This window comes from Xenorhabdus sp. PB62.4 (assembly GCF_014467285.1).
GTDB lineage: Bacteria > Pseudomonadota > Gammaproteobacteria > Enterobacterales > Enterobacteriaceae > Xenorhabdus.
Genome location: NZ_NKHR01000010.1, coordinates 1 through 13,449, shown reverse-complemented (window position 1 = coordinate 13,449; position 13,449 = coordinate 1). Strand labels below are relative to the sequence as shown.

General features: G+C 45.2%; 10 protein-coding genes and 4 pseudogenes. 7 read left to right on the top strand and 7 right to left on the bottom strand.

Features of this window, described 5'->3' with window-relative positions; all coding sequences use genetic code 11:
• Positions 1 to 440: 440 nt before the first annotated feature.
• The 6 genes and pseudogenes from Xenpb_RS20460 to Xenpb_RS10480 form a co-directional block, all read left to right on the top strand.
• Positions 441 to 596: pseudogene (locus Xenpb_RS20460) on the top strand (hypothetical protein); the annotation flags it as partial.
• Positions 593 to 1,807 (top strand): MFS transporter, encoded by a 1,215-nt coding sequence (locus tag Xenpb_RS10495; protein WP_187654273.1) that lies wholly within the window; start codon positions 593 to 595, stop codon positions 1,805 to 1,807. The pseudogene Xenpb_RS20460 and the gene Xenpb_RS10495, both read left to right, overlap by 4 nt.
• Before the next feature lie 72 nt (positions 1,808 to 1,879).
• Positions 1,880 to 2,242, top strand: a complete 363-nt coding sequence (locus Xenpb_RS19680) for a DegT/DnrJ/EryC1/StrS family aminotransferase (RefSeq protein WP_368666814.1) — start codon at positions 1,880 to 1,882, stop codon at positions 2,240 to 2,242.
• On the top strand, positions 2,208 to 2,399 hold the full coding sequence (locus Xenpb_RS20455; RefSeq protein ID WP_222942943.1) for a hypothetical protein: 192 nt from the start codon (positions 2,208 to 2,210) through the stop codon (positions 2,397 to 2,399). Before Xenpb_RS19680 ends, Xenpb_RS20455 begins: the two co-directional genes overlap by 35 nt.
• A 168-nt stretch (positions 2,400 to 2,567) precedes the next feature.
• The gene (locus Xenpb_RS10485; protein WP_187654272.1) at positions 2,568 to 3,101 is read left to right on the top strand and encodes a hypothetical protein; all 534 of its coding nucleotides are present in this window, start codon (positions 2,568 to 2,570) and stop codon (positions 3,099 to 3,101) included.
• A 284-nt stretch (positions 3,102 to 3,385) separates the two neighbouring features.
• Positions 3,386 to 4,487: pseudogene (locus tag Xenpb_RS10480) on the top strand (IS3 family transposase).
• Positions 4,488 to 5,017: 530 nt separating this feature from the next.
• Here Xenpb_RS10480 and Xenpb_RS10475 read toward each other — a convergent pair.
• The 5 genes and pseudogenes from Xenpb_RS10475 to Xenpb_RS10455 all read right to left on the bottom strand — a co-directional run.
• Positions 5,018 to 5,344, bottom strand: a pseudogene (locus Xenpb_RS10475) (IS1 family transposase); the annotation flags it as partial.
• A gap of 175 nt (positions 5,345 to 5,519) precedes the next feature.
• Positions 5,520 to 6,545 (bottom strand): ExeA family protein, encoded by a 1,026-nt coding sequence (locus tag Xenpb_RS10470; RefSeq protein ID WP_187654271.1) that lies wholly within the window; start codon positions 6,543 to 6,545, stop codon positions 5,520 to 5,522.
• Complete coding sequence (locus Xenpb_RS10465) at positions 6,478 to 8,142, bottom strand: DDE-type integrase/transposase/recombinase (protein WP_187654270.1); 1,665 nt, start codon at positions 8,140 to 8,142, stop codon at positions 6,478 to 6,480. The genes Xenpb_RS10470 and Xenpb_RS10465 overlap by 68 nt, the downstream gene beginning before the upstream one ends.
• On the bottom strand, positions 8,126 to 8,686 hold the full coding sequence (locus Xenpb_RS10460) for a recombinase family protein (RefSeq protein ID WP_187654269.1): 561 nt from the start codon (positions 8,684 to 8,686) through the stop codon (positions 8,126 to 8,128). Before Xenpb_RS10460 ends, Xenpb_RS10465 begins: the two co-directional genes overlap by 17 nt.
• A 168-nt stretch (positions 8,687 to 8,854) precedes the next feature.
• Positions 8,855 to 10,030 (bottom strand): alginate lyase family protein, encoded by a 1,176-nt coding sequence (locus Xenpb_RS10455; RefSeq protein WP_187654268.1) that lies wholly within the window; start codon positions 10,028 to 10,030, stop codon positions 8,855 to 8,857.
• A gap of 326 nt (positions 10,031 to 10,356) precedes the next feature.
• Here Xenpb_RS10455 and Xenpb_RS10450 point away from each other — a divergent pair.
• Positions 10,357 to 10,542, top strand: a pseudogene (locus tag Xenpb_RS10450) (type II toxin-antitoxin system HigA family antitoxin); the annotation flags it as partial.
• Positions 10,543 to 10,694: 152 nt separating this feature from the next.
• On the opposite strand, the gene ttcA reads toward Xenpb_RS10450, so the two are convergent.
• Both ttcA and Xenpb_RS10440 read right to left on the bottom strand, forming a co-directional pair.
• Complete coding sequence (gene ttcA / locus Xenpb_RS10445; protein WP_099115850.1) at positions 10,695 to 11,588, bottom strand: tRNA 2-thiocytidine(32) synthetase TtcA; 894 nt, start codon at positions 11,586 to 11,588, stop codon at positions 10,695 to 10,697.
• A 352-nt stretch (positions 11,589 to 11,940) separates the two neighbouring features.
• On the bottom strand, positions 11,941 to 13,449 hold a 1,509-nt coding region (locus Xenpb_RS10440), incomplete at its 5' end, for a thioesterase domain-containing protein (RefSeq protein ID WP_187654267.1).

Below are 13,449 nucleotides of genomic sequence, written 5' to 3'. Positions count from 1 at the left end.
TCTAATAAATTAGGCTAATGAATTAAATGTGATTTATGTGACATTGCGACATGATGAGATGTTGAAGGACTCACTATTTCATAATCATAAATGGTTACTTTATTTTTTTAATTTCTATTATGAAAGAGCTATACTCTATCTATTTTTGATAGTTGTTTATAAAAATTCTAATATGATTGTTGTGGGTAATGGCATTACGAATAAATTTCTCTGCATATTCAATGTTGATTCGTGTACGACGGCAAAGTCGCGGATGTCCTGTACGAGAAATATTTCTTAACTAAGATTTATTAACACCCATGCAGATTCCATGCTGATTGATGTTATGGGCGGGGGATGTGTACTGATTTTGTGATTCACTACAAGGGCTTGTTGAAGGTTTAGCTGGACTTCGTGTTGATGATGAAAGACTTTATCTTTGCCCCTGATTACCATCTGATTGGAATTCCTATCGGTTCGTAATTTATTTCCGTGGACGACGACTTATGATCACTGTACTTGCAGATGGTATTGTGGATATCTATTGTGGGGAGAAGAAACTCACTACCACATCTTGCTCCGATGGGCGCATCTATATTTGCGGAGAAACAGAATGACTTCATTCGCTGAACGCGTATCACCTTATTCCGAGGTGTTACGCTCTCCATCATTCCGGAAATTACTTATTGGTCAAGGTTTGTCAATGATTGGTGATGCAGTCTGTTTGGCAGCTCTTCCAGTTGCTCTGATCCATGCCAAACTTAGTGGAGAAGTGTTCGGAGTTGTCATGGCTGCGGTAGGGTTGGGGACGGTCATTGGCGCTGTCGCTGGTGGGTTGCTGGCAGACAGAAAGTCACCAAAGCATATTCTTATCACGACAGATACCATCAGAGGATTGGCGCAAGTTGCTGCAACTATGTTGCTTGTGTTAAGCGCCCCGTGGTGGGGATTAGTACTTGCCTATTTAATATTTGGTATTGGAATTGGTGTTTCTCGACCATGTGTTCAAGTTATGCTCGTGAATTTACTACCCAAGCAAGCCTTAGTCGCAGGGAACGGAGCCATGAATTTTGTTGATAACTTTGTGGCTGTGGTTTTCCCTGCCACAGTAGGCGTTATGATCATATTATGGGATCCTGTATGGGGAATATTGATTGATGGTATTACGTTTTTCGCCGCGGCTCTTTTTACTGCCCTGATACCCGATATCGGGTCTCGCAACTCCGACGATAAATTCTCCATACGAGAGGTATTGAACGGCATCACAGTCATTACTGGTAACTCTGTTTTGTCACTCGGGTTTATCGCTACTTTGATCCTGAATGTATTGTGTTTTCCAATTTTCTTAGTCGTCGCTCCATATGCAATCAGCGATCGATTCAGCGATACAATGTGGGGGTTTTGTCTAGCAGCTTCGGGGGCTGGTGCATGTATTGGATCTGTTGTCACGGTACTTACTGCCGGTCATCAGCGCCTGATACTTCTTGCTGTGATCTGTGGTTTATTTCTCTGTAGTGCAATGCTTTTATTGGGTATGGGTGGCTTAGCTTGGATGGTAATTCTGGGGGCAATGTTTGTTGGAATTGTTGAAGCATCTTGGCTTACTGGTTGGGCAACTTCTATGCAAATCCTCTCTCCGGAAAAAGACCTTGGAAAAGTTGTAGCTGTTGATACCTTTGTTACCAGTGGTGCACATCCATTCATTTACCTTGGAGCAGGAATCATAGGTGCAACGGTCGGATATTCTGAAACGTTGATACTTACTGCAATCGTCAGTGCTATTGGAATCGCTGCCATCGCACTTGCTGCTGTCACACGAAAAATTTAAAAGGCCGTGATATGATTAAATGCAACAATATTCAAGAGCAGGCGTTCGACCTATCCGAACAAATTTAGAAAAATGGATGTCACAATGTTGTGTCGCATGAGGGGGGTGTCTGTTATTGAAGATTGTGCCCAAGCTATTGGAACCACTATCAATGGCCTACAGGTTGGTACATTAGGTGATGCTGCAGCTTTTTCACTACACCCACTGAAAACACTGGGAAATTTTGGTGATGGTGGAGTTCTCATCACTATTAACCCGAAGATCGCTGAATATGCAAAACTTGCTCGTAATCATGGATTGCAGACACGTAATGAATCTGTCTTATTTGGTATGAATTCGCGTCTTGATACTCTACAAGCGGTGGTATTAAATATTAAAACTCAGTTACCTAGATCGGTGGTTGCAACGTCGCAAAGAAATTTCAGCTTTCTATGATAAGGAATTATTCAATACAACAACTGGAATGGATCTAGGGACGGGAAAACCGGGGAACGCTTATTATCATTATGTTGTGAAATCAAAAAATCGAGACAAACTACAGCAGCACTTAGCTAAACATGATATTGAAGCAGCTATCCGACATAACGCTTGAGCCAAATTTCAGAAGTATAAAGGGATAGCAAGCTCTCCTCTGATATCAATAAACCCTATTCTGCCAATTTATAATGGACATCAGTACAGCATTATCGATTGTGTTGCCTTTCAGAGTGATGATTTAATGCTCGGCACCATCTTTTCGAGATAAATTAGGAGAATGTGAATGAATAAGCTAATTCTTCCCCCTGATGTGTTGTTGAAAGAGGGACAAACCGTATCATTAACCCCAATAGATCTAACCAAAGAAGATTCATCCATGCTGGAGCTACTACAACAGCAAACAGAAGCAGAGGACAATCTGGCGCAACAAGCCGGACCAAGTTGGTATCGCGCTAATTCAGGGCCTAAACCAACTCAAGGCGGAGTGTTTATTTCTGGTGCGACTTTGGCTCCTTTAAGTGGACAAAATCCGTCAGGGGGAGTTGTAAGCACCATTCTGTGTAATTATAACCGGCTCAATTGGGCTGGTTGGCAAAATCAAATCACGTTGCGTCTTGTTATTACCACTCCAAATAATTCTGCTGCATGGGAAGCGTTTTTGGATGTAGCCAGTAGCTCGACTACGGTCAATGCTGCAGGATCGAATATTCCGGCAGACTGTAGGATCACCCTGCAAATGAAAGTTGGAAATATCACTGGCGGGTTGTATCAACCACCGTATATTTCGACGTATGACTGTACGGTGTATTACAACTAATATGAACGAATAAGGACTTGCCTTTGATTTCCCGTTGCGCTTTAGGTTTCACGGAAGTAATCAAGTCGAAAGGAATCCTTTTTTCAGTTGTTAAGACAAGTAGTTGTTCTGCATAACAGTAAAAGGGCAGGGGAGATATATAGTGCTCCCCCGCCCTAAAAGATGGGGGAAGATATGAAGAAGAGAAGTTATTGACAATAATTATGAATGCTGATGTGGCACCCTAATTTTGGTCACCGTCATAGAGGTGATATTCTCACTTCGATAATTCAACAGGTGACAGGATGAAAAGAAGTTTCAGCCCCGAGTTTAAATTAGAGTCAGCCCAATTAGTGCTGGATCAAAACGACAGTATTGCCGAAGCCGCCAGCGCCATGAATGTCAGTCAGTTCGCGATGGGGCGATGGGTTCACCAATTAAAGCAGGAGCGACAAGGTCAATCCTCCAAAGCCTCGCCCATCACGCCGGAGCAAATTGAACTCCGTGAACTGAAAAAGAAACTCCAACGCCTTGAAATGGAAAACGAAGTCTTAAAAAAACGTCAGCACTCTTGATGTCGGACTCCCTGAACAGTTCTCGTTAATCGAGCAATTCAGAGTGCATTATCCGGTGGCTTTCCTTTGCCAACTGTTCGGGATTCATCGTAATAGTTATCAGGCCTGGCATAAGCGGGGAAAACACCCAGATCCTAACCGGGTGAAATTGAAAAGTCTGGTGCGCGAGGCGTTTAACGAGAGCCACGGTTTAGCCGGTGCACGAACCATTGCCATCCTAGTGACCGGCAAAGGCGGGCCATTAGGTCGCTGGCTGGCCGGGAAGTTAATGGCTGAATTGGGGCAGGTCAGCCGTCAGCAGCCAAAACACCGCTCTTCACGAAAGGAGTAAGAACATGTTGATATTCCTAACCATCTTGACCGTCAGTTTGCGGTCACCGAGCCCAATCAGATTTGGTGTGGTGATGTGACCTATATTTGGACCGGAAAAGGTTGGGCCTATTTGGCGGTGGTTCTCGACTTGTTTGCACGTAAGCCTATCGGTTGGGCGATATCTTGCTCGCCAGACGCTGAGCTGACGAAGAAAGCGTTAGAAATGGCATTTGAATCAAGAAGGCGGCCGCAAGGGATCCTGTTTCACCGTGATCAAAGCAGCCACTATACCAGCAAAGCGTTCAGACGATTATTGCAGCGTTATGGCATCAAACAAAGCCTGAGTCGGCGGGGAAATTGCTGGGATAACAGCCCGATGGAACGTTTTTTCAGGAGCTTAAAAAGCGAATGGGTCCCTTTGGCGGGATATGCAAATTTTAGGAAGACTCACCACTCTAGTACCCAATATATAACGGGTTATTATAGTCAGCTCCGCCCTTACTGGTATATTGCCTTCTAAGGTTAAATGGCACTCAGGTTTGTCATAAACCCAATCCATGTGTTGCATTAACACAAATAGCTTATTCCAATGAAGATTCTGTTAACATAGTTTGCAGCATGATGATGAGATCTGGTTGTTTTTTGCGGAAGTAATTAAAATAAATCATCATGCTGTCTAATAATCTCTCACAAAACGTCAACAGACCACAATATAAATTATTTTTATTTTTCATTAATATAGTGAAGTAAGTAAAATAACCATTTCTGTAATAGATAAATTTCCTGCATGATATATAAACATAAGCTCAATACGAATATGTTATTTGTTGACGAGTGTACTTATTGAGTGACATTATATCTATAACAACAAGTTATAACTTTAATAATTAATTATCAGGTGATTCTGATCATTATAGTTTATAACAAAAATGGAAAGGATAATAAGATATTAAAATTATTACTTACTACATGAATTCATATAATTAATCGAAGATCATGCAGTCTGATCATATAGCAAGTTAGGTCATGTATTCAATCTGTTAATGAGTATCAAATATAGTAATGACGTTCAATGAATGTACCAATGATTTTATCGTGCAGTTCGGGGGATTTAGAATAACCGAGTGTCTTGCGATTGAGCCGCTTAATTCGGGGGCGTAAAGTCCAATTTTCTCGCTCAATACGTTGGGTAAAACTCTTTCCGACGAGATGTTGGTTTTCGGGTAGGAGATTGTACGCCTTGAAATTATCGGTACACCAGAACACAACATTAAACGAGGCAAGCTTCTTGAGCAGTTTCCTGAGTGTTTTTTTGCTTCTTTTTCCAAACGGATGAGCAATGATCCGTTTCAGACGAGGCTCCCAAGCATACCATAACTGTAGCGGCTCGCAATCGAAATCCCCCCGACTCGCAATCAGCGCAGATTTCGGCCCACATTAACTGCAAATGAAAACCGCTTCCGACTCACATTAAGTGATAATGGGTTCGCATTTATCCTGCCCGGCTCGCAATCCATTTCGCCGGGCTCACAATAACTGCAAATCAACATCGTCATATCGGCAAGCCAACCGCCAGCATTCTGTCACGAAGCTCAGCTGTGCGGGCAGGATCCAGTTGATTGTTAAATAATGCCCTGATTTCAGCAGGTTTTGCATCAAACTGCTCTACCATGTCTTTCAACCTGTAACCATGTCGCGTGAGTGTCGGCTCAAGGTCATCCAGCTGGCGTGACAGAACGGACTCAACCAGCGTGGCTGTTATTGGTTTTTCGCCTGTCTGGTATCCTGCTTCCATTGCCAGCGTCAGGTGCAACTGAACCTGCAGCGGTGTACGCAGTTTCATTGCCAGCAGGTCGACAGCTTCGGTCGTCAGAATATCTTCCGGCTTACCTTTGCCAGTGCTGGTTTTCAGCAGCCACTGGATGTACTCGCGCTGGCTGCCGGTGATCCCGTCCAGCGTAAAAATATCGGTACGATAGCCAATTTCCTCCATCGTCGGACGACGCAGGTCATTACGCAGCTTTGGATGACCGGCCAGAACGACAGATAACCTTCCGCCACCATCCTCGACCACTTCCATCAACCGTTTGAACCCCGTCAGTGTATTTCCGTTCAGGTCATGCGCTTCATCAACAAACAGAGCTACCGGGCGCTTACCTTTTTTGACCAGCTCCTGCAGTTCTCGCTCACGGCGTTCACCCTGTTTGGGGATCTGCACCTGCTTATCCTGCGCCAGATCGTAAAACAGGGCGTTAATCAGCGTGGCGAGCCGGACACTGTGTTTGTCCACCGACAGGGAGCGGGCGACAATAATTTTGTTTTCATCCATCAGTTGCTGCTGCAGGCGTCGCAGGGTGACCGTTTTGCCACTCCCGACCACGCCACAGACGGCTATCAGTCGTCCTTCGCGTATCGCCCCTTTAATGTCTTTCATCAACTGCTTATGGTGGGCAGTTTCATAATACCCCGCCTGTTCAATAGACTGCGTCAGTCCATAATGCTCCATTACTTCAACCCGCATGGTCTTCTCCTGATTGTCTGTTACGAAAATAGTCTCTGATGCGGGCGAGTACTTCACTACGGTTAAGCGTCTCAGTCAAAATACTGTCGATAAACGCCCGGTCTTCATCCGACATTCTGGCCAGCGGTATGGCCAGATCGTCGGCAATAGCCAGTTTTGCCGCGATGACGGTGGGAAAGTGGTATTCAAATTTTCGGGCATCAAAGGGCTGATGTGGCAACTCATCAATGCGCTGCTGAGTGTCATCACTGACCACGCGGAGATCGCTGCCGGACAATGCGCTGATGGGGATGTTCAGCTGCCTGGCCAGAGCATGGATACGATCGGCTCGTTCAGCCGCTTTACCGCGCCTGAACGTCCGGTAACGGTGTAGCGGCACAGGCCCCGATACCGGATAATAAGGACCCCATGTTTCACCGGTAAACTCCACATACATCTCTTCGTCAAACAGCCCCCACAGCAGAATAACGGTTTCACCCGCCATATCCGGTTCAACTTCCCATGCGGTGCCGTCTATCGTTACCCGCGCATCAACACCCACCTTGCGGGACTCAGGCTCCCGGGCGAACCGACAGTATTGTTCCCAACTGCACATATCTCTCACGCCGTCCTGGGGGATATTTGCCAGCCAGTCCTCCAGTCGGGAGTGTTTCTCGCTGCGGTGACGCTGCGCGTTATAACGGCTCAGATAGTTCCAGAGCCATTCGTTGGCCTGCAGCTCCGTCTCTGGTTTATGGAAATGGTACAGGGTTTCATGCGCCTCTTTGACGGTTCTGAACGGACGCTCTACTTTACCTTTGGACCGTGCCGTCGTCCGGGTGCCATCCTTACCTGCAGGTGTATGCGTCAGCCAGTCAATCTTCAGGGACTGCATCACATTCTGGAATACATGGCTTTTGGCCACAGGTCCATTATCGAGGTACAGCATTTTCGGGCGGCCCTGGAAAGGAAAGTCAGCTCTGGCTTTTGGTGCCATGGCGTTGAAGAGAAAACGTAGCGCTGACTCCGCATCTTCGCCATACACACATCGGTATTCCTGGTAAGCAACACCGCTCCGGTCATCCACAACGCTGAACAACATCAGTGTGGGTTCGCCCCGGGCAGGATCAATCCAGTCAGGCCGTTCAATATGCTTGAGATCGGACGGTGACATATCAAACTGCCAGCAGTCGTTGCTGTTTTCGGCCTGAAATCGTACCGCCGGAGGCTCACGCAACAGTCGGGGCTGGTCGAGACGCCAGCGGGAAAGCCAGCGATTAACTGTTTGTTTTCGAAGTAATCCTTTGGGGCTTTTGATCAATCCCTGAACCGTCTCCACGCCGTGCTCTTCCAGCAACTGTATTGCCCGCCCGGTTGACAGATGGCGGCCGGATTTATTCGTGGTTCGCAGCTTCAGCGCGGCAATCAGCTCACAGTAATGCTCCAGTTCGGACGGAGGCAGTATGCGGGGCCGCCCATGATCGCTGCGGTGAGCCGTTCGTGGTCTCAGGACCAGACGAAGGGCGCGATAGACAGTTGTGACTGAAATACCATACAGCTGAGCAGCAGCGGTAATCTGAGTGGCCCGTTCAGGACTTTTTGGCGGCAGGCGATCAAGCCGTTGCCGCAGTTGCAACAGGGAGTCAGCCGGGATAGCGCTACGCCGGCTGCTCATAATTTTCCAGGGCCCGGTAGACTGAGGCCCTCCCTATCCCAAGCTGGCGGGCAATGGCCGTGGCCCCCATCTTCTCCATAGTGTACAGGCGCCAGACCTCCGCAGGGTCTATTGAGGGCTTTCTTCCGCGGTACACGCCCCGTGCTTTCGCCGCGGCAATCCCTTCCATCTGGCGTTCACGTCGCAGATTGGTTTCAAACTCAGCGAAAACGCCCAGCATATCGAGGAATGCCTTACCTGCTGCCGAGCGTGTGTCCACTGGCTGTTCTGTTGCCCTGAGCGTTACGCCCTGCTGATTCAGGACATATACAATATCCTGCAGATCCTTAATGCTGCGGGCCAGGCGATCCACTCGGGTCACCATCAACGTATCACCGGGGCGCAGGAACTCCAGTAATAGCTGCAACTCGCTCCTTCCGGTCCGGCTGCTTCCACTGGCTTTTTCTGCACGAATGATTTCACAACCGGCAGCGCGGAGAATTTGTGTCTGCAGGGTAAGATCCTGATCACTGGTTGAAACGCGGGCATAGCCGTAAAGTGCCATAATGATGAAAACTGTCTCGTTTAACTCTAGATGATGAAAACGTAACACCAGGATGAGACGAAAACAACCCAAATGAGACAGAAAAACTGTCTCACCGGATTGTCTGCTTTGGGTTTACCTAAAACGGACGGGTTTAATATGGCTTTGCCCACAGGAAGGTCAGTTATCTTAGTTACGATCACCAACTAAACCGTGAGTTAATGTCTCCCAGAGGTAATGAAAATGCCCTTTGGTTGGCCTGGTGCTTACCAGAAATTCAGAAGTGTGAGGGAGGTCAAGTCCTTGGCGTACAGAGTACTGGTTAAATCCGACTTCAAATGTACCTTTAGTATTGAGTTTGTAGCCATCATAGTTTTGGCATAATTTATCAGATAACGCAGCAGTCTGGTATGCACTGTGCAATTCCATAGCTTTAATAATGCGCATCTGAGCATTGCTGGACTTATTCTGATATAAATCAATATGCTGCAACCTGGCTGTCTCGGCAGTATTGATTATGGCTGCCAGGCCGTAAGCAGTATGCTCAAAATCACGGCAACTTTCCTGTGTCAAACCATCAACATAGCTTTTGGGGTTATTCCAGTATGCATTTATTTGTGAGTCATTGCGTGAACACCATGATGCGTTTTTAGGTCTGGAACCATCGGACGACAGATAAATATAGGACGGGACAAGGCTGTGCCATTTTTCAATGGCACTATTGAACCAATTCGTATTTTTATTGAAAATTGCAATATTTAACATCGCCTCTATCGCACTTGCATGCCAGTTCTTATTATAACAAGCGTAGCTACCGGAAAACATTCGTGAAATGTCGGGGTAATACTGCTCGGCAAATAATTTAGTCACCTTGTTTTTTTCTGATTGAGGCCAACTGGTATAAGTGTACTTAACAATTTCAGCCGCCCGGGTAAACATTGTTGCGGCCCAGGATGCCTGCAATGGTCCATTGCTATTAGTATGTCCCCCCGTGAGGGTATTAGCCCAGGCATTCAAAATCTTGCGTACATTTTCAGCGTAGACAGTCTCACCACTAAGCCTCCACAACAGCGCCTGTGTATAAGCGGCTTGAGCATCCCTTACTTCATCCGTACATCCATTATTTGGATTAGAAGAGGAACCACATTCAACAGTACTCCAGGGGGTTGGTTCATAATGTTTGTCAGCGAGAGGGTCTTGTAAAACCTTTTCGTAGGCTGACTTCCACGGCTCTCTGGATAGATTATCCTTAACATATTGCAACTGTTTTAAACTTACAAAGACACCAGGGTGATTAAAGCCGTTCTCAGCAGCGCCACAAAAGAAAGGTGTCAAAATAAAAAACATAAAAATATATCTAATCATAATTTCCTCTCAATAAAAAACATAAAAATATATCTAATCATAATTTCCTCTCAATAACATGAAAAGTAGTGTGTAGTCAGGACACAGTGCAATCCAGATCCGACAGCTACCCCGACATGGAGGAAATCATAGTATGGCTTATACAATCTGCGTAAATTTCATTTGCAGTTATTGTGAGCCCGGGGCAATGGATGGCGAGCCGGAAAAGATAAATGCGAGCTCATTATCACTTAATGTGAGCCCGGGAGGATTTTCATTGTCACTTAATCTGAGCCGAAAATTGTGCTGATTGCGAGCTTGAGGGATTTCGATTGCGAGTCGTTACACCTACTGGTGTAGCTGCTCTACGTGTGTTGATGGATCAACATGGCCTGTCATACTCAGATTTACAAAAAGAGATAGGTTCAAAATCACTTATCAGCCAAATTTTTTCGGGCAAACGCTCATTAACTATTGCACATATCAAAGCGCTTTCCGAACGTTTTGATGTGAAACCAGATATCTTTCTTTAAGAGAAAGAGGATGAGTCTGACGTTAGCTTGGATGAGCCAATGCCGCGCAAAAGCGCGGCTATGTTCATACAATGGAGATACTATGGATAAAAAACAGTTTAATCGGAAGTGGCGATTACACAAAATACTAAACAAGGTCTAAGTATGTGCTTTTAAATGTTTGTAACATCAATAAACATTGCTTCATCAATGTTCGTTGATGATACGACCGCTTCGTTAAACGCATACTCTTCTCTTTCTCCCTCGCGGGACAATGGCAGGTTAACAAAGTCGAAAAGCGTTCTATCGGCCAATTGGCTTGGGCTAACATTTTGCAGAGATTTGAAAATACTTTCTACTCTGCCCGGTGTTTTCTTGTCCCAATCCACCAACATTGCTTTGATTGCCTTGCGCTGTAGGTTTTCTTGGGAACCACATAAATTGCAAGGAATGATTGGGAATTCTTTGTGTTCCGCATACTTAATCAGATCTTTTTCCCGGCAATATGCCAGCGGCCTTATGACAACATTACGGCTATCATCAGAACGCAGCTTTGGCGGCATTGCTTTCATTCGTGAACCGTGAAACATATTAAGAAACAGGGTCTCAACAATGTCATCTAAATGATGTCCAAGTGCAATTTTCGTCGCCCCAATTTTTTCTGCAAAAGAATAGAGCGTGCCCCGGCGCAATCTTGAACACAAGCCACAAGTGGTTTTGCCTTCCGGTACTTTTTCTTTCACCACTGAGTACGTGTCTTTGTCGACTATGTAGTAGGGAATATCCAGACTTTCAAAATATTGAGGTAAGATGTACTCAGGAAAACCAGGCTGTTTCTGATCAAGGTTTACTGCAACGACTTCAAATTTTATTGGCGCAGCCTTTTGCAGATTCAATAGAATATCTAACATCGCAAATGAATCTTTGCCGCCACTGATACATGCCATTACAACATCATTATCTTCAATCATATTGTAATCAATAATAGCATTACCAACACTTCTCCTCAGGCGTTTCTGGAGCTTGTTGAATTCAAGTGTTTCTTTTCTCGTATCTTTCTGATTCATTGCGACTTCTCACCATTGCCGATCGTATCGACGATAGATTTCTTATAGGGATTCTTTGCAGGGGGTGGATTATACGGATTTTTCTTTTTGTTTGAAACAGATCTGTGTCTAATCAAGCCCGGTCCTGTTATGAAGGAACACCGGTTACCACAATTGCCTGCAATATTGCTATGCCATGGTGAAGACCTGACTTGACCTCATCATCAGACGAAGGTTGTTGCAAGGCTGGATAACCGCTCAATTTATCAACTAAGGTTAATTCTATTGGAAATTGCGCAAACAAAGTTTTTTGATCAAAAAGAGATAAGAAAATATGAGGCCAGTTTTGCTGGCCTCATTAATCGTAATCAAATTAACTTATATTATCTTTAATTGATAATGTGTTGATTATTTCTGTGCTGATAATGGAAACGGCTTCAATAATATTCTCATGATAAAAATCATCAATCAATGTAATTACTAATGGATTGACTGTAAATTGAGAAATATTATTATCCGGGATTTTCTTTGTTAATTGACCAAGCTCAAATCCAACGCCTTCTTTATAGTATGGGTTTGTTCTGCCCGCTTTAAATAAGGTGATGTTTGTATGTGCCAATTTCCCACTTAAATTACCATTCGCTATGTTAAGCTCAAGCGGTATTGCTCCCAATACTGTATTGATATAAGCATCGCTTGCCCCCATTTCCTGCAATTTTTGGGTGGCTTTCTTATATTCACTTGGCATATCCAGTTTACTCTTAAGATCTTTTATCTCATCGTTATTGATAATAGTATCTAATAAAAATAAATGAATCTCTTTTGCGCCTAGCTGTTCTAATTGAAATGCAATTTCTATAGCTAATTGCCCTCCCAATGACCAACCTAAAATGCGAATAGGTTGATCAATAGAAGTTTCTGTCAGGATTAACTCCATGTAGATTTGAGTTATCTTCTGTAGAGAATCTGTTTGATTATCCATACAGTGATTATAATTATTGATGCCTATGCAGTTATACGCATCAGATAATGTATTTGCCAGAGAGGCATATACTTCACTACCGCTATTAGCCGGATGAACCATAAACAGTTTCTTTGTTGCCGTTGATTCTGGTGTTAAGAAATTAAGTAAATCAGGTTTAACACTGCCTATTTCCAGCCATTGAGCTAACAAAGCAATACATTTGTAGCTAAACAAAATATTTAAAGGAATATCAATGTCTATTTCATTGCGTATTGCTGCGGTCAGTTTAATCGCTGTTAAGGAATTGCCACCAATGCGGAAGAAGTTATCTTCAATACCAACGCGTTCTAAGCCCAATACCGCCTGCCAGATAGCACACAGTTGGGTTTCCAGTGTATTACGGGGAGCGGCATAACTGTCCTGCGTTCCCCATACCGGCTCCGGCAGGGCGCGGCGATCCAGCTTGCCGTTCAAGGTCAGCGGCACGGATTCAATGCGGGTAAGGCTGGCAGGTAGCATATAATCCGGCAAATGGGCAGAGAGGTGTTTAATCAGGGCTTCATCGGACAGTGCTTCTTCTGCCACCAGATAGGCGGCCAGCACTTTATTCCCGTTGTGCTCGCGGTCAATCACCACGGCCTGTTTCACCTGCGGATGAGAAGCGAGGGCATTTTCAATTTCGCCCAGTTCAATGCGGTAACCGCGGATTTTGACCTGAAAGTCATTGCGCCCCAGATATTCCAGATTGCCGTCCGGCCGCCAGCGCACCAAATCGCCCGTTTTGTACAGGCGGGTATAGCCTTTCGCCTTGTCTTCGGCCGTCGCGAATGGGTTCGCCACAAAACGCTCAGCAGTCAGTTCAGGCCGGTTCCAGTAACCCCTCGCCAGTCCCGCACCGCCAATGTACAGTTCTCCCGG

Bases quoted from the DNA above. Each gene is read 5' to 3' on its own strand.
- Xenpb_RS10495 (WP_187654273.1), top strand. From the start codon at position 593: ATGACTTCATTCGCTGAACGCGTATCACCTTATTCCGAGGTGTTACGC.
- Xenpb_RS19680 (WP_368666814.1), top strand. From the start codon at position 1,880: ATGGATGTCACAATGTTGTGTCGCATGAGGGGGGTGTCTGTTATTGAA.
- Xenpb_RS10485 (WP_187654272.1), top strand. From the start codon at position 2,568: ATGAATAAGCTAATTCTTCCCCCTGATGTGTTGTTGAAAGAGGGACAA.
- Xenpb_RS10465 (WP_187654270.1), bottom strand. From the start codon at position 8,142: ATGAGCAGCCGGCGTAGCGCTATCCCGGCTGACTCCCTGTTGCAACTG.
- Xenpb_RS10460 (WP_187654269.1), bottom strand. From the start codon at position 8,686: ATGGCACTTTACGGCTATGCCCGCGTTTCAACCAGTGATCAGGATCTT.
- Xenpb_RS10455 (WP_187654268.1), bottom strand. From the start codon at position 10,030: ATGATTAGATATATTTTTATGTTTTTTATTTTGACACCTTTCTTTTGT.
- ttcA (WP_099115850.1), bottom strand. From the start codon at position 11,588: ATGAATCAGAAAGATACGAGAAAAGAAACACTTGAATTCAACAAGCTC.